The 17,566-nt window shown below is 68.2% G+C and carries 8 protein-coding genes; all 8 read right to left on the bottom strand.

The window, feature by feature from the left end; all coding sequences use genetic code 11:
• Genes OH799_RS09805 through OH799_RS09770 form a run of 8 tightly spaced genes read right to left on the bottom strand, consistent with a single transcriptional unit; the run spans position 1 to position 17,490 of the window.
• Positions 1-1,131 carry a class I SAM-dependent methyltransferase gene (locus tag OH799_RS09805; protein WP_406278197.1) on the bottom strand — a complete coding sequence of 377 codons (1,131 nt, stop codon included), beginning with the start codon at positions 1,129-1,131 and terminating at the stop codon, positions 1-3.
• Positions 1,121-2,524 carry an FAD-binding oxidoreductase gene (locus OH799_RS09800; RefSeq protein ID WP_406278194.1) on the bottom strand — a complete coding sequence of 468 codons (1,404 nt, stop codon included), beginning with the start codon at positions 2,522-2,524 and terminating at the stop codon, positions 1,121-1,123. Before OH799_RS09800 ends, OH799_RS09805 begins: the two co-directional genes overlap by 11 nt.
• Complete coding sequence (locus tag OH799_RS09795; protein WP_406278191.1) at positions 2,521-3,882, bottom strand: class I SAM-dependent methyltransferase; 1,362 nt, start codon at positions 3,880-3,882, stop codon at positions 2,521-2,523. The genes OH799_RS09800 and OH799_RS09795 overlap by 4 nt, the downstream gene beginning before the upstream one ends.
• Positions 3,879-5,120, bottom strand: a complete 1,242-nt coding sequence (gene hsaA, locus OH799_RS09790) for a 3-hydroxy-9,10-secoandrosta-1,3,5(10)-triene-9,17-dione monooxygenase oxygenase subunit (RefSeq protein WP_406278188.1) — start codon at positions 5,118-5,120, stop codon at positions 3,879-3,881. The genes OH799_RS09795 and hsaA overlap by 4 nt, the downstream gene beginning before the upstream one ends.
• A complete protein-coding gene (locus OH799_RS09785) occupies positions 5,120-5,893 on the bottom strand; it encodes a class I SAM-dependent methyltransferase (protein ID WP_406278184.1) in 774 nt (257 codons plus the stop codon). The genes hsaA and OH799_RS09785 overlap by 1 nt, the downstream gene beginning before the upstream one ends.
• Entirely contained in the window at positions 5,890-13,164 is a 7,275-nt protein-coding gene (locus OH799_RS09780; protein ID WP_406278181.1) for a condensation domain-containing protein, read from the bottom strand. Before OH799_RS09780 ends, OH799_RS09785 begins: the two co-directional genes overlap by 4 nt.
• Complete coding sequence (locus OH799_RS09775) at positions 13,161-13,652, bottom strand: OsmC family protein (RefSeq protein WP_406278178.1); 492 nt, start codon at positions 13,650-13,652, stop codon at positions 13,161-13,163. The genes OH799_RS09780 and OH799_RS09775 overlap by 4 nt, the downstream gene beginning before the upstream one ends.
• Positions 13,639-17,490 (bottom strand): amino acid adenylation domain-containing protein, encoded by a 3,852-nt coding sequence (locus OH799_RS09770; protein ID WP_406278175.1) that lies wholly within the window; start codon positions 17,488-17,490, stop codon positions 13,639-13,641. The genes OH799_RS09775 and OH799_RS09770 overlap by 14 nt, the downstream gene beginning before the upstream one ends.
• Positions 17,491-17,566: the final 76 nt, after the last annotated feature.

Below are 17,566 nucleotides of genomic sequence, written 5' to 3'. Positions count from 1 at the left end.
TCACGGTTCGGTTGCGGGTCTGCGGGCGGCGAATACTCGCTGGCCGTGCACGGCCAGTGGGTGGTGCGGATCCGGCAGCACGAGCAACGGCGGTAGATCGGCGGTGGTGAGCTGGTCGACCCATTCGTGTTCGCGTAGGAAGATGCGGTCGGTTTCGGCGCGGACGTCAGTTCGGCCGGGCAGGTTCGCGCCGGGCCGCGCGGACATCAGGAAGTGCATGGAGGTGAGTAGCTGGCAGTGTTCGCGGCAGGATTCGATGAAGATCAGGAATCCGCCCGGGTTCAGCAGGTCGCGCAGCTGGCGCAGCGTTCGGGCACTGTGGTGGGCATTGTGCAGGACATTCGCGGCGAGGACGATGTCGTAGCGCGGTTGCTGCGGCAGGTCGGTGTTGAGATCGACGATGCTGTAGCGCATCCATGGATAGGCGGCGAACCGGTCGCGGGCGGCGGTGAGGAAGAAGTTCGACAGGTCGGTGAAGTGGTAGTCGACGGGCGAATCCTCCAGCGCGGCCACGACATCCGCCGTGGTGCCGCCGACTCCCGCCCCGAGCTCCAAGATCGCGACGGTGTTTCGCTCGCCGGCCAGCTGCCGCACCGCCCACGCGGTGATCTCGCGGGCGGCGGCATTGAGGTAGCGGTTGACCGGGTTGTCGCGGTAGGCGGCCTCGGCGGTGAGGAAGTCGCCATTCGGGAATAGCAGCTCCTGCGCGAGTGTCCGGTCGGCCAGCAGCTGCGGTAGTTGCCGGTTGGCGCGCTCGAAGAAGCGGGCGAGTTCGGGGGAGAACCCCAGATCCGCGCACACCTGTGCGAGATCGCCGCGGATCGGTGTGGAGCGCTCGCGCAGCGACCGGTAGCCATCCGCTGCGTGATCGAGCCACCCATGCTCGGTCAGTTCGGTGAGCCAGCGGCGCAGCAGCCATCGATGCCTGGGTGCGGCGCAGAGCCGGTCGGCGATCTGATCCGCATCGAGCATCGCGCCCTCGGGTAAGGCGTCGCGCAGCACTCGTGCCATGGCTCGTAGTCCGAACAGGTCCATGTCATCGCGAGCCGAAAGGCACTGCTGCGCGTCGAATTCGGACGCCATTGCGGCGTCGGCCGCCTGGCGGGCAGTGGTGATGAGTTCAGCGATCATCGCGGCCCCCGGCGAGGGATACCGGAGGGATATTGTGGTTGCAGCGGAAGACGTTGTCCGGATCGTAGGCGGCCTTGATCGCCGCCAGTCGCCGGTAGTCGTCGGGGTGGTAGGCACTGCGCACCCGCTGCGGCGAACAGCTCCCGTCGAGGATGCCGATGTAGGGGCCGCCGGCCGAGCACTCCTGGACCGTGTCGACGATCTCGGCGATCCAGCGCCGCGAGGGACCGAGGTCTTGTCCCGCGGGGCCGCCGGAGAACAGGACCATGTGGTAAGCGGCGTGGTGGTAGGCGAATGCCGTCGTGTCGGCGGGTGTGCGCCGCAGTGCGCCGCCGAGTTGGTGCACCGAGACCAGGGAATGCTGGGTCGGCATGCGCCGTCCCAGGGCGATCAGCGCGTCGACGGTGTGGTCGTCCAGCGTGCGCAGCCACTCCGTTCCGGTCGCGGTGCTGTGGCCGGTATTGAATGCCTGCTCCGTATTGTGTTGCAGCTCCGGATAATTCAGTGGACGCATGAGGTCGAGTTCGGGTTCGCCGATCCGGCGGAGCTGCCTCGAGATGGCGCGGGCGTCGGCGGCAGGACCGAGATAGGCCGCGGTGATCGCCACCATGGGCGGTCCGTGCGGGGCGTTGGGCGGCCAATTCAGCAGGGTTGTGCGCAGAGCGACTTCATCTGGGACGGTGGCGCTGAACTCCCGGAATCCGTCGAACACCCGGCGGGCCGCGTCGTAGCGGTAGAGCAGTGTGCCGGCGAAGACCGTCGTTACCGGATGCAGCTCGAGTTCCAGCGAGACCACGACGCCGAAATTGCCTCCGCCGCCGCGCAACGCCCACAGTAGATCCGGATGGTTGTCGTCATCGACGCGCACCAGGCTGCCGTCGGCGAGCACGATCTCGGCTGAGCGGATGTTGTCGCAGGTGAAACCGCATGCCCGCTGGAGCCAGCCGCTGCCGCCGACGAGTGCCGTGCCGATGACGCCCACGGTCGACACGTCGGCTCCGGTGACCGCGAGCCCGTGCGCCTGGCAGACGTGATCGAATTCGGCCCAGGTCACGCCCGGCGCGACCACGGCACGGCGGGTCGCGGCGTCAACGGTGATATTCGCCAGCGGCGACAGGTCAAGCAGTATCGACCCGTCGGCCGCTGGATGTCGCGCGACATCGTGCCCACCGCCGCGTAGGGAAACGGCCAGTCCGCGACGCCGCGAGAACTCGACCGCGGCGCGCACATCCGCGATATCGGCGCAGCGGACCCCGGCTGCGGGGCGGGGATCCACGGCGGCGTTCCACATGTGGCGGGCGGTGTCGTAGCCGATGTCGCCCGGAATCAGGACCGGACCGCGGCAGGCTGCGCGCAGCTCGTCCAGATGTTGGAGCGGAAGTGTTGTCGTCATGGGGCGGTGAGCTCCTCGGATACCGCGATGCGGGGTGCGGGCGTGGCGGGTAGGTGCTGCTCCAGGTGGTCGGTGAGGACTTCGGGCAGCCTGCGGCGCAGGAAGCGGGTGAAGGGGTCGTTGCAGCGGTCGGGTAAGCCGGTGTCGGAAACGGCTTCCAGGCCGGTGTGGTGCTCCGGGGGCCCGACGGCGAGGCGGTGGGCGTCGGCAGAGTCGAGCAGGATGGCCCAGCCTGCGGGTGCGGCGCCGGCGAGTTGCGCGGGCGTGACCGCGTCGGGGGCCTCGCCGTCGAGCAGCGCGTTCGGGATACCGGTGATCAGCGTGGGGCCCTGCGCCGTTTCGGTGGCGAGAGTCCGCAGCCGCTCGACACTCGTTCCGGGCAGATCGGCCCATGCGCGGATGCGACATGGTCCCGGCGGGGGCGAGTCGACGGTGAAGACCACGTCGTAGCGGTACCGGGTCAGTTCGGTGTCGGCTCCCAGTGGTTTGGCATAGCACGCGACACGAACATCTCGCCGATGACGACGCGCGATGCGGGCGAAAACCCGTGGATCACAGAGCAGCTCCTCATCGGCCGCGAGCCGGTTGGCCGCCTGTGTGGTGAGCTCTTCCGCAGGAATCCCGGGGTGGCGCGCGGATTCGAGCCAGCGCGCATAGTCCGGCGCGTTGGCGAGATTGCGGTTGTCGCCGACGACCACGGTGCCGCCCGGAGACACCAGATCCAGCGCGTCATCGAGAACAGCGGTGAGGTACCGCTCGTTGGGAAAGCACTGCGTGACGCTGTTCAGCACAATGCAATCGGGGGCGACACGGTGTGGGGAAGCCGTGGCGTCGGCCATGGTGCGCAGCGAATCCGTTACCGGGGCGGAGGCGAGTTCGTGCGCGGACGCCCGCAACACCCGAACACCCGGCAGCCGCTGTGCGCGGAGTCGGTCTACGGCGGGCTCGGCCACGTCGAGACCCAGGTAGCTTCGCACCTGGTGGCGGATGCGGTGGACGAGTAGACCGCTGCCACACCCCACTTCGAGCACCACCCCGGGTTTGTCACGCAGCACGAGATCGACCGCATGATCGATCCACTCGATCATGTGCTCCCGGGGGAACGGCGCTCCGGTGTCGGACGCCCGCCAGCCGGACAGGTCGAGGTCGTCACCGTGGCGAAGTTCGCCCGCCGTATAGACGAATTCATACACATGCTGCCAATGCGCAAGGTGCTCGGCGAGTAGCGGCCCGGGCCCTGGCCGTACGGCGATCGCGGCGGCATTCGGCCGCACTACGATCGTCTTCCGCGTCGCATCCCACCGGGCGTCCGCGATCCACGGGTGGCGTTTCAGGTCTGCCAGCATGTCGTCGATCACGAGTTCTGCCCCTGTGCGGCGACGGGCCGCTGTGGCGCGGACAGTTCGGCCGCGCCGAACATCCGGTACATCCGCTCCGGATCGTTGGCGGCATGCGCTCGTCCAGCGTGCGCGTCACGCCAGAACCGCTGAATGGTGGAGTCGGGTGCGAGCGCCCGCCCACCGGAATTCTCGAACATCCGATCCACCGCGGTGATTGCCCGCTCGGTGCCGCGGACCTGGTCGCGGCGGACCCGCAACCGATCGATGGGCGCAATAGGCAAACCCGCCTCGGCCATGGCGTAGACCTCGCCGATGTTGTGGGTGAGTTGCAGCCAGGCGGCGTCGATGTCGCTGGCGGCCTCGGCGATGCGCACCAGGGCGAACGGGTCGTTCTGGAACGGGTCGCCGGTGAATCCGCTGTCTTTGGTGGCCTCACCGGGCAGGGCGGCACGCACCCGGTGGCGCTGGTGGTCGAGATGTGCTTGATACGCACCGCGGGCCATGCCGATAATCGGTGCGGTGATGGCGCTGGTGTGAATCGAACCGAACGGAATGCGGTACAGCGGACTGTCGTTGACTGCGTGCCCAGGCGTCTGGCACTTGTTCACCGCCACCGAACTCAGCGCCCGGTGCGCAGGCACGAACACGTTCTCGACAATCAGGTCGTTGCTGCCGCTGCCGCACAGACCGACGGCATCCCACACATCCTTGACCGTGTAGTCGGCGAGCGGCACCAGGAAGGTGCACGAGTCCACGACTTCGCCGTTGTCCACCACCCGACCGCCCAGCAGCGCCCACGTGGCGTGGTCGCATCCGGAGGCGAATCCCCAACGGCCGCTGAGTCGATAGCCGCCGTCGACCGGTGTGGCGGTGCCATTGAGAGCATACGAGGAGCAGATGCGGGTGTCGGCGTCGGTTCCCCACACCTCGTCCTGGACGGCCACGTCGAACAGCGCCACATTCCAGGGCGGCACGCCGAGCACCGACGCCACCCAACCGGTGGAGCCGCATGCGCTCGCAAGCTGCTGGACCGCGGTGTAGAAGGTGACGGGATGGGCCTCGTAGCCGCCATAGCGGTGTGGCTGCAGCAGTTTGAAGAAGCCGATCTGCTGTAGCGCCGTCATGGATTCCGCGGGAATCCGGCGGGCCTGTTCGGCGTCACGGACTCTATCGCGCAGAACAGGTAGCAGTTCCGCTATGGCGGCGAGCACTGCTTGGCCCGCAATGTTGTTGTCGCTCAAGGCGTCTCCATTCATCAAGGTCGTTTGGTGAACCGCAGCAGCCCGGTGTCGGCGTCGGCGGACGCGGGCAGCAGACCCGCGGCCTCGGCTTCGCGGGTGAGCCGCTCGGAGGCGGCGGGCCACACTCGGTGCGCGGCGACGGTCTCCTGCAGCAGCCGATCGCCGTCATAGGTGCGATAGGTCATCCGCCACACCAAGGACTCCGCGTCCACTGGCTGTGCCCGGCTCCAGCCCTCGTAGCGCAGAGCTCCCGCGCGCGCCCGGGTGTAGCGGCGTTCGGACACCGCCGCCACCCGTCCGGGTCGCTGCACTTCGATGACGGCGGTCGCCCCGGGTGCGAGCGCGTTGGCGATGGTCGCCCACACTTTTCTCCGAGCGGGGGCGTCGAAGTGCCCGATCACCCCCAGGGCCGCTACGGCGGCGCATCGTTCGGGCAGGTTGGTGTCGAGGAACCCGTGCGGTACCACCGTGATCCGCTCACGCAGATCGCGGCGGGCCGCCAGCCGTGACATCAGGACCGCGCGCATGGCCGGGGAAGGCTCCACCGCCACTATCTCGGCGTCGGGCAGCGCGTCGGCGATCGCGACGGTCGACAGTCCGGTGCCCGCGCCGATGTCGATGACCGGTCCGGCGATCGTGTCGACATCGGCCAGCAGAGTCGCCAGCACCGGCTCGACCTGGGCGATATAGGGGGTCGCCATGAGGTCGTAGAACTCCGCGGCGTCGGCTGTATAGGTATCGGTTCCGGCGCCATCCGGGTGCGGGTCGTGCGAGTATCCCGCGGTCACCGACGATTTCCGTTCGCCAGGTCGGTACGGCGCACTGCCTGCGACAGCACCGCCGCCACGACGTCGACGGCGGGCTCCCGCAGCAGCGCGTAGTGGTGCGCCTCGACCTGGTGTGTGGTGATGAGCCCGGGGGTGTGCTCGCCCCATCCCAGATCCGGCAGATCCGCGCAGTCGTCCACGCCCATCCCGACTCCGGAGTTGCGGGGCGAGAGCAGATTCGCCCGGACAAGCAGCGTTTCCGGAACGTCGTCCAGCAGACCGGTGCGGTGGTCGCCGAGGGCGCGCAGGTGCCGCCGGAAGACGTCCGCCCGGTGCCGCAGCGTTTCCGGATCGCCGCCCACCGCCAACCCCGCGGCGGTCAACCGGCGTGCCACCTCATCATGCTGTTGTGACTCGGACAATCGATCGAATGCCGCGTCGAACGAATTGGATTCGAGGTCGATCTCCAGGAATGCCTCCAGTGAGCCGAGATAGCGCGACCAGAATTCGCGACCGTCGGCGGTGTGGCGAATGCGATCGGCGATATTGGCGTCGATCAGCGCCAGCACCGCCACCTCCTCGCCCGCGGCGCGCAGCCGCCGGGCCATCTCATGGGCGACGATGCCGCCCATCGACCAGCCGCCGAGGTAATAGGGGCCGCGCGGCTGCTGGGCGCGCAGTACCCGTTCGTAGCGGCGGGCGAGGTCGGCGATGCTTTCCGGGCGTTCGGCCGTGCTACCCGAACCGCCGTCACGGCCCAGGGCGGGGTCCTGGATGCCGATCACGGGTCGTCGAGTGTCCAGCTTGCGCGCCAGCTCGACATAGCAGAGCACGTCACCGCCGGTGGGATGCAGCATGAACAGCGGGTCCCCGGTGCCGTCGCGGAGGGTGACGGCGCAGTCGGCGTCCCCGTCTCCGGCCGCCGTGTCCGCTGTTGCGGCGATGGCGGCCAGGCTGGGGTCGGCGAGGAAGTCTCGCGGTGTGACGATCAGCCCGAGTTCGGTGCGCAATCGTCGTAGCATCCGGATCGCTATCACCGAATCACCGCCGCCGGCGAAGAAATCCGCCGCCCGATCGAAGTCGTTCGGGTCTGTTTCCAGCATGTCCGCCCACAAATCGGCGATCGCCCGCTCGGTCGCGGTGGTGGGCGGTCCGGACACGGCTGCGGGCGCACGTCCGGATCCGTGTTGGTCGGGCAGCTCCGGCGCGGGCAGCGTCACGAGCTCCGACCACGCCTCGGGCCGCTCTACAAGCGCGTCGATTCCGGCGCTGATATCGGCGAACAGGTCATCGAGCACGCCGGAGGAAAACAGTTCGGCCACGGCGTCCAGGTTGACCACCACCGAGTCATCCCAATCCCATTGGAAGACCTGCATATCCAACGCGACCTGCGGGGTGCGCAGCCGCTGATAGAAATCGCTCACCCGCACCGACGCCGGGGTGCCGCCCGGTGGATGCAGACCGAGGGTGCTGTGGAAGACCACCGGTGCTTGCGGAGAGATGTCTCGGCGTCGGCGGCCGAGTTCGCGCACGACCTCCACACCGGTGACCTGCCCGTGGTCGAGCATGCGGCCGGTCGCCTCCTGCACATGCCGGGCCGCCGCGACGAAGGTGGGCGCGGCGGGGAGGGCGACATCCATCAGGACGGTGCCCGCGTATGGGCCGATGGCGTGATCCAGGTCCGCGGGCAGGTGCAGGCGGTTGAGGTAGAGCACGTTCAGCAGGAACCGGCGGTGCCCGGCCATCCGCGCCAGCGCGGCCGAATAACAGGTGGCGAACATAGTGGTCGGTGTGATGCCGTATTCGGCGCAGCGCTCCCGCAGCACTGTCATACGCTCACCGGACACTCGCAGCTCTCGGCGCTCCATGGCATCGGGGCGGGCCTGCTCGAACGGGATGGCCAGCGGCAGTGCGGGTGCGGTGGGCAACTCGTCGAGACGCTCCCACCACCAGTCGCGCTGTGCCAGCCATTCGGGTTCGTGGCGCTGTCGATTGATGGTTTCGACGTAGTCGCCGAAGTGGGCGGTCAGCGGCGGCAGCACCGTATTCGGCTCATCGAGGTAGGTGAACAGCTCGGTGAACATCAGCTGCACCGACCAGCCGTCGGCGACCAGCAGACTGCACACGATGTGCAGGCTCAGTTCGTCACCGGGGAGACGAATGGCGGTGATGCGGAACGGCCACGGGTCCATTCCGGGACCGGTGCGTCGCATCTCGGCGCGAGTGTCGGCGAGGGTTCGGTCGATATCGCCGACGCTCGCCGCGCGCAGGTCGAGTTCGGTGATCGGCAGCACCGCCAGCCGCGGATCGTCTTCGGCCAGCACCTGCTGTACCCCGTCGGCCAGGAATACCGCGCGAAGCATGGGTTGGCGCTGCACCTGCCGGCGTACGGCGGCCTGCACGGCCGTCGGGTCGATGCCGGCCAGCCGGAAGTCGACGTAGTTGTGCGCGGAGCTGTAGCTGAGCGCCCAACCATCCTGCTGGCCAACCCAATAGGCCTGCTGCAACGGAGTGAGCGGGAAGGGCGCGGTGGGGTCTTCCTGCCGTACCAGCTCCGAACCGCGAACCGCCGTCGATTCGCCGCGCCGGTCGGCGATGGTGTCCGCCAGTTGCGCCAGCGTCAGGTCGCCGACCAGATCGACCACCGGAACCGCGACGCCGAGGCGCCCGCGGACCATGGTGGCCATGCGCACGGCCAGCACCGAGTCGCCGCCCAGGCCGACGAATGTCGAATCCGGTTGGACAGTTGCCGTGTCCACGCCGAGGACCTGGGTCCAGATCGCGGCGACGGCGGCCGTCACGTCTTCGCCCGGGGCGGTCAGCCGTGGGCCGGTGTTGGCGGCGCGCCAGGCGTCCGGATCGTGCACGAGCTGCCGTAACCAGGCCACGTAGGCGGCGAATGCGGTGTCGGCGCCGTCCGGATCGAGCACGGTTTCGAGAACGTCCCATTGCAATTGGAGTGCCCCCGCCTGCATGAACGCCTGATGATCGAGCCACAGCTGTGGGGTTTGGCTGACGCCGTGCACGATTCGCCCCGCCCACTCCAGATCCGGTTCCGCGCCGGTCAATTCCGCCGCGTCCAGGGCGCTGGTGAACACGACTGGTAGCAACTGTCGTTGCCCGGTGCTGCTGGACATCTCGGAGAGCAGTTCGAGCGCCGAGTAGTCGCGATGATCGATGTCGTCGAACAGCTGCCGCTGCGTCCGCCCGACCCGTTCGGCGAACGAATCACTGTCGGTTCGATCCACCTCGTGCGCCAGTAGTGTGGTGAAATCCCCGACCACGTCGTCGATTCCGGGTAGCGCCACCGGGCGGTCGATCAGGGTCAGCATGATCGAGAACCGGTCGTCGCCCGACCACGCCGCCAGCACATCGGCGTATGCGGTGAGCAATACGGCTGACGGGGTTACGCCGTGGTCGGCTGCCAGTCGGCGCAGCGCCGCCCATTCCGGGGCGGAGAGCTCTCCGCTGCGCCGGGCGAACCACGGCCGTGTCTGGGTCCGGGTGCGGGTCGGCAGTGTCGGCGGGCCGGGAATCCGCTGCATCCGCTGCTGCCAGTAGTCGACGCTCCGACGTCGGTCCAGGGAGTCGGCGCGGGTCGAGAGGTGCGCCACATAGTCGGCGAATCCGGTACGCACCGGTGGCAACGGAGCCGCTGGATCGTGGTAGCTGCGCCGTAGGTCCCGGTCGAGCACGAGGAAGCTGCCCGCATCGCAGATCAGCGCGTCGATCCCGAAGAACAGGCGCACGGTGGAGTCGTCGAGCACGGCGGCCCGGACGTCGAACAGCGGCCAGCGGTCGGGCCGGTGTACCCGGTGGGAGAGCTGGCGTCGCAGCTCGGCGAGCTTCTCCTCGCGCTGCTCGGCCGCCATATCGGTGAGGTCGTGGCGGCGGATCCGGTACTTGGGCACCGTGTCGAGCACGTGGTTGCGGCCGTCGTCGCCGACGACCGCGCGCAGCATGTCGTGCCGCTGGATTACCCGATTCCACGCCTGCTGGTAGCGGTCGAGATCGATGCTCTCACAGTCATATTCGAGGTAGATGTGGCAGGCGGTATCACTGAGCCCGAATGCGCCCGAGCGTCCCACCCAGTAGGCGTGCTGTACACGGGTGAGCGGAAAGGAGCCGGGAGCGCCCGCGTCGAGAACCTCGAGTTCGGCCCCGGGGGCCGGTGTGTTCGCGGCGTGGTCCTCGGGCGTAACGGCGGTGTCGGCGCCGAGGCCCTCGCGCTCGACATCGGATTGTGCTGAATCGTTCGGGAATTCATTCAGGGGGCCGTACTCGGGTTCGGTCGGCCGCAATGTGGGCTCTGGGTGGTCGGTTGACGTCCGCCGCTGCGACAGCAGCTCGGCGAAGGCGGACAGGGTCGGGCTGGCGAGCAGTTCTCGCAGACGGATATCCGTTCCTTCACGAGCATTGAGGATGTCCAGCATCCGGGTCGCCTGCATGGAGCTGCCGCCGAGGGCGAAGAAGTCGTCTTCCGGATCGTTCACCGGACGTCCGAGAAGCTCACTCCACAGTGCCGCCACGATCTGTTCGTCGCGTGTCGCGGACCCGGTATCCCCAGTCGGTACGGCGGAAGGGACGGGATCCGATAGTGGTGGTTCCATGGTTCGGGACGCGACGGCCCCGTCGGACGATCGAGTCTCGGCAGCGGAGAGTTCCGAATCAGCCGGCGGCTCGATCCAGAACCGGCGGCGCTGGAACGGGTATCCGGGCAGTCGCACGCGCTGCCGTCGGCGGTGCAAGGCATCGGGAGCGAGTTCCGCACCGTCGCACCACAGTTGCCCGATGGCGGCCAGCAGTGCACCACGGTCCGGTGGTGGGGTGTCGACAGGGAGCGCGGCGATTTCGTCGGCGTCCGGTAGCGTGCTCAGCGCTGCCGCAAGGCCGGACGGTGCATTCCGTCGAGCCAGTGATGCCAGCGTGCCACCTGGGCCGACCTGGACGACCGTCGTCGGCCGCGATGTCACGGCGGTGTGCAACGCCGCGGCGAAACGCACCGGCTCGCGCAGATGGCGCGCCCAATGCTCGGCGTCCACAGTATCGACGGCGTGCCCGGTGAGCGTGCTGTACAGGGGCAGCGCGGCCGGTGCCGTCGGCACGCTCGCCGCCACTTCCCGCAGCGCCGCAACAGCATCCTCGACGGCAGGGGAGTGCAGCGCCGCGTCGATCCGCAGCCTGCCGGTCCCAACTTCCGTGTGTGCCAGCGCGGCCGCGAGTTCGTCGATGGCGACAGCGGGGCCGGACACCACGCAGGAGTCGGTGGCGTTGATCGCGGCCAATGCCACCGACGGATGATCGGTGAGCAGGTCTGCCACCTCCGGCTCACTTGACGCGACCGCCAGCATCGCGCCGGGCGCCGCATCGGCCAGCGCCAGCGAGCGGACCGCCACGAGGCGCGCCGCATCGGAGGCGCTCAGCATGCCGGCCACCACCGCCGCCGCGTATTCGCCCAAACTGTGCCCCAGCACCCCATCCGGCTCGATCCCGAAACCGCGCAGGGTCATCGCGGTGGCGAGCGATACCGCGAACAACGCGGGCTGACCGTAGCGCACGTCGTCGGCGTCGCGGTGTGGTGCACTGCCGGTGATGATGTCTCGAATGTCGTAGCCCAGTAGCGGTTGCATCGCTGCGGCGCATTCGTCAACCGCTGCGGCGAACACCGGTTCATCGCGGTAGAGGCCCGCGCCCATGCCGGGGTACTGCGCACCCGCGCCGGGGAAGGCGAAGACGACGGCCGGCCGGCGCGCAGGCAGCTTCCGGGATGTCACCTGTCGCGGCGCGCCGCCGATTTCCGGCAGGATCGCCGCGGCTCGCCAACCGCTGTCGCGATGCGCTGCCCGCAGCGCGGTGTAGGCGTAGTCGGCGCGGTTGCGCTCGTCCACGGTCGCGGCGGCCAGGTCGAGCTGGGATCGGCAGGCTTGTTCTTCGGCGCCTGACATCACCAGCAGTTGCGCACGGCGATCGGCGGCGGCCGGCGTCGCGGCGGTCGATTGTTCGAGCACGACGTGGCAGTTCGTGCCGCCGATCCCGAACGAGCTGACGCCCGCGATCCTGGTGCCCTGGTGTTCCGGCCAGGCACGGGTCCGGTCGGGGACCTCTAGCAGGCCGCGGTGCTGTGCCAGTTCGGGATGGGCCGGGTCGGCGTGTAATGTCGCCGGGATGCGCTGGTGTCGCAGCGCCAGCGACGTTTTGATCAGCGAGGCGATACCGGCGGCGGTGTTGGTGTGGCCGATATTGCTCTTCACCGAGCCGAGCGCGATCGGCTCCGGTGCCGAGCGTTTACCGAATACTGCGGCGAGCGCGGCCAATTCGATCTGGTCACCGAGCGCTGTCGCGGTGCCGTGCGCTTCGATCAGACCGACCGCGTCGACATCCACATCAGCGACGGCGAGCGCTTCGGCTACCACGCGCGCCTGACCGGTCGCCGATGGCGCGGTGAATCCGGCTTTGCCCGCTCCGTCGTGGTTCACCGCACTGCCGCGCAGCACCGCGTAGATCGGATCCCCGTCGGCGAGGGCCTCGTCCAGCCGCCGCAGCACCACCACGCCGACACCTTGGCTGTGCACCATCCCCGAGCCGTCGGCGCCGAACGCACGGGTATGGCCGTCCGCGGAGAAGATGGAGTCCGGCACATGCAGGTAGCCGCGGCCCTGCGGCACGATCAGCGATACCCCGCCCGCCAGGGTGGAGTCGCATTCGCCGAGCAGCAGCGACTGCGCCGCCATATGCACGGCGACCAGTGAGGTGGCGCAGGTGGCCTGCACCGCCACCGCGGGACCGGTCAGGCCGAGCCGATAGGCGATCTGCTGGGGGAAGTAATCGGTGATCGCGCCCATCGTGGCCTGCAGATGGCCCATCGGGTCGTGGTCCGCCTCCCGTCGATACCGCGCGAGGTTCTTGTCCAGGTAGTCGCTGTGCGATGCGCCGCTGAACACACCCACCGTGCCGAGTCCTGCGCCGCCGCCGTGTCCGGCGTCGCCCAACGCATTCCACGCGCACTCCAACAGCAGCCGCAGCTGCGGGTCGAGCAACGCCGCCTCGGTCGGGGTGAATCCGAAGTGGTCGGGATCGAAGCGGTCTTGCCCGTCGATGATCCCGCCGACCGGCACATAGTTACGGTGCTGGCGCAAGGCAGCGGGCACGCCGCGGTCAGCCAGTTCGGCATCACCGAATCCGCTCATTCCCTCGCGCCCCGCGGCGATCAGATCCCAGAATGCCGCCAGGTCGGGCGCGCCGGGAAACTGGCATGCCATACCGACGATTGCGATGGTATTGGTGTCGCTCACGACGCGATCTCCACTTCCGACTGCACCGGCATCTCGCCGCGCATCATGGCCAGCACTGGGCAGGACTTCTCGACGAGCTGCTGCAATTCCCGGTAGCGGGATGGGTTTTCGGGGCCGCTCACTCGCGCACGCATCCGGATCTCACCCGGTTGGGCGTCGTCGTCGAGGCCGAAGATGGGGCTCATATCCAGCAGGGCGTTGACATCCACGGTGAGTGAGTCGATTTCGACGCCCAGACGCGCCGCGTGGAACTGGTAGGTGATCACCTGGCAGGTGCCCAGCGCCGCGAGGGCGAGTCCGATCGGATCGGGGCCCGTATCGCCGCCGCCCGCCGCTATAGGTTCGTCGACTACGAGGCTGTGGCCGTTGATCCGCACACTCACCTCGGTGGCCGTCCGGTGTTCGGTGCGCGCGGCGAACCGCTGTCGCCGGTCGTCGCGGCCACGCAGGGCCGCTTGGATCCGTTGAACGCTGTCAGTGAGCGACATGCGATGTGTGCCTCGCTTTCGGGTGGGAGTTGCGTCGGCGTCGTCCCCGCGCGGCGGCGTCCGCGATGTCGATGTCGGCATCGGGGGTTTCGGTGCGGGTGTGCGCCGGATCGGAGGCAGCGGACAGCTGTGCGATCCACGCGGCGAGCCGGCGCACCGACCCATGGCGGAAGATGTCGGGCACGGTCAGCGCCGGAGTCAGATGGCGCAATCGACGATGTGCCCGGACCAGAGTCAGGGAGGTCGCACCCAGGTCGTAGAACGGTGCGCTCGGATTGATATCGGATCCGAGGAGTTCGGCGAAGAGCGCGGTGACCGCGCGCTCGACATCCGGATGCGCGCCCTCGGCGAGTGGTGGTGCCGCATCGACGAGCTCGAACGTCACTTCCATGAGCCCTGTTCTGGGACAGATATTCTCGGTCGCTTGTATGCCGTGGGTGGCGGCCGCTGCAAGAAGTAGACGGGACAACGTGTTGGGCGTATCGGAGGTGGCGGCTGCCGCGGGTTCCAGCCGAACGGTCATCGCCAGTCCGTGTTCGTGCGCCATCCTCGCCGCCGGCGCCAACCAGGCCGTGTCCTCCCGGTCGGCGCTCGGCGCACCATTGCCTGCTTCGGGCGCCGCTGTCCCCGGAGCCGGTTGTGCGGGTGTGCCGCGTCGGAACGGATTCGGCAGCCGGGAAACGTCCACCTTGCCGTTGGGTGTGAGCGGGATCGCGTCCAGCGCCACCCAGTGTGACGGCACCATGTACTGCGGCAGGTGCCGCGCTGCGTAGGCGGTGAGTTCCGCGGGCTCCGGGGCGGTCGACCCCGCGACGAGATAAGCCACCAGCCGCGGCCGCTCGTCGGCTCCCGGCACGGCTGCCGCCACACACCGGCGTATGCCGGGCAGCCTGGCGATCACCGCTTCGATCTCGCCGAGTTCGATGCGGTGCCCGCGGATCTTGACCTGGCGGTCGGCGCGGCCGAGGAATTCGATGGTTCCGTCAGGTCGCCACCGGCCCAGATCACCGGTCCGATACAGCCGATGACCCAGATACTCGTGCCGGACGAACCGCCGCGCAGTCTGCTCCTGGTCGCCGACATAGCCACGCGCCAAGCCCGCGCCGCCGATGTGCAGCTCACCGGGCGATCCGATCGGACATGGCCGGCCCTCGTCATCCAGCACCAGGAAGAACTGGTCGCGCAGCGCTCGCCCGTACGGGATGCTTGTCCACTCGGGCGCCACTTCGTGGATCGGATAGCAGATCGACCAGATCGCCGCTTCGGTCGCACCGCCCAGACTGATCACCTGGACATCGCCGATCAGCGCACGCAATCGGTCGGGCAGCGTGAGCGGAATCCAGTCCCCCGATAGCAGCATCACCCGCAGTGACCGCAGCTGAGCCACCGCTGCCGGATCCGCCTCGGCGTATTCCACCAGCATTTCCGCCACGGCCGGAGCGGTATTCCACACCGTCACTCGATGTTCTGCGATGAGATCGCACCAGTGTCCGGGGTCGCGCTGCCGAGCTGCGTCGGGAACCACCACCGCGCCACCCACACCGAGCATCCCGAACATGTCGTAGATCGACAGGTCGAAACTCAACGCGGACAACGCGAGAACCCGATCGTCGGGGCCGATGCCGAATCTGTCGTTGATGTCGTCGATCGTGGTGCGCGCAGCCCGGTGTTCGATGGCAACGCCTTTCGGCTCACCCGTCGAACCGGAGGTGAAGATAATGTAGGCCAGCTCGTCCGCCCCGGCACGGACCACCGGTTCACCGATCGCCGCCTCGTCGATTCCTGCCAGCTGGTGCACCGAGTGCGTGATTACGTGATGTGGCAGACAATCCTTGGCGTCCGCTGTCACCAGAGCGTGGCCGATATCGGCGCGCCGGCACACCGATTCGATACGGGCGGTGGGCCACTCCGGTTCGATGGGAACGAAAGCGGCACCGGCCCAAAGCACCCCGTAGGCCGCGACGATCTGCTCGCTCGACTTCGGCATGGCCACACCGACACGATCGCCGGGCCCGACCCCGGCCGCGGTCAGCTCCGCGGCGATGGAACGCGAGCGCGCCAGCAGTTCGGCGTGGGTGAATGAGCGTTTCGAGTCCACCAGTGCGGGTGCCTGTCCGTGGGTGTCCACAGCAAGCAGCTGCGGATCCGTCAGCCGCGGCCCCGGATCGTTACCCGTCGGCGCCGGTAATTCCGCCACTGACTCGAAGTGGGGATTCCACCCCAGATCCATGGTGCCCCAGGCGGTGTCGTCTGTGGCGAGGCTGTGCAACAGTCGCAGGTAGGCCGCGAGCATGTGCTCGACGAACCCGGGCGAGAAGACTTCCTCCACGGCATCCCAAGCAATGCGCAGCGCACCGGATTCGTCCCACACGATGTGATCGAGCACCACCTGCGGGGTTTGCGACACTCCGAACACCTCGGCCCCCAGCCAGCCCGCGGCCGGACCGCCCGCCTGACCCAACCCGACACCACTGGTGAACACCACCGGATAGCGCGGCGCAAGATCGCCGGCCTGGGACCGCTGCACCTCGACCCCGCTGTACGAACGATGCTCGAGATCGGCCCAGAACTGGCTGTTGACCTGCGTCGCGAAGTCGGCGAACCCGCGCAGTGACCGCAGATCGACGGCGGGCATCTCGACCAGGGCGGTGGTGCTGAAGTCCCCCACCACATCGGGATGGTCCGCTGTCCAGTCCGGCCGGTCGAACAAGGTCGTGTTCAGGCAGAACGGTTCCGTCGCACCCCACCGGGTCAGGGTCAGCCCGAATGCCGCCAGCAGCACCGCGGTGGGGCTCAGGCCGCGAGCCGCCGACCGTGCGGTGAGCGCCGACCACTGCTCGGCATCGAGCCGTTCCTCGTGCCGCCGGAAGCGCGGTGTGCGGACCTGCTCCGGCGCCACCGCATACGGCAGTCCTGGGCCCGGCGGCAGCGCGGCCGCCCGCGCGTCCCAGTATTCGCGGTCGCGCTCCCGCCGCGCCGAATCATCCTGCCGCGCACGGAGAATGCTCAGAAACGACGCGGTCGGTGCCGGCTCGGCGGCCAGATCGGCGACGAGCTCACCCCACTGCCGCATCAACAGGATCCAGCTCGCCATGTCCAGCACGATGATGTCGAAACCCACGAACAGCCGCAGACTCTCATCCGGCAGTACTGCGGCGTGAATGTCGAACAGCGGCCAGAGCGTGGTATCACGCACCTGATGCGACTTCTCCCGGCGCAACTCGGCCAGCGCTCGGTCCACGTTCTCCGGCTGTCGCCGCAAGTCGGTCACGCCGATGGTGTAGCGGACACCCGGCGGTTCCACGCGCTGCATCCCATCGTCGGTGACCGTCGCCCTCAACATGTCGTGGTGGACGACGAGTCTGTTCCACGCCTCCTCTAGAACGGCGATTTCGGCTGTCCCATCCGCTGCAACGAATTCGGTTGTACTGCGGTCGAATTCGAAGTAATAGAACGTGGCCACACCGCCCAGCGGCATGTCCGTTTCCCGGCCGACCCAGTAGGACGCCTGGATCGGAGTCAGCTCCGCTTCCACGGGTGCGTCACCACTCAGTGCGGATGCGTTCACACGGTTTGCCGCCGGTTCACTCGGTGTGCCGGAAAGTGTTGCACCGATGCGCTTCTCGACCTCCACGATCAGCGAGTCGAGGGTGATGCCGACGAACGCCTCCAACGGCACCCGCACCCCCGTTCGCTCCGCCAGGCGCAGGTGCAGCCGGACCGCGAGGAACGAGTCCATCCCCAGCTCCTGCAGCGGCCGATTCGAAACCAGTTCCGGCTCTTGAATTGTGAGCACGGTACAGACGCACCGCCGAACCTCGTCTGCTGTTGTCGCCATCTCCACCCTTGCTCCAGGAACCAAACAAGCCTAGCTTAATGGGAATGACTATCGTTATCAATAAGTTCGCTGACGG

This window comes from Nocardia sp. NBC_00881 (assembly GCF_045207455.1).
Lineage (GTDB): Bacteria > Actinomycetota > Actinomycetes > Mycobacteriales > Mycobacteriaceae > Nocardia.
The sequence above is the reverse complement of the archived record's forward strand: the minus strand, read 5'-3'. Positions and strand labels throughout refer to the sequence as shown.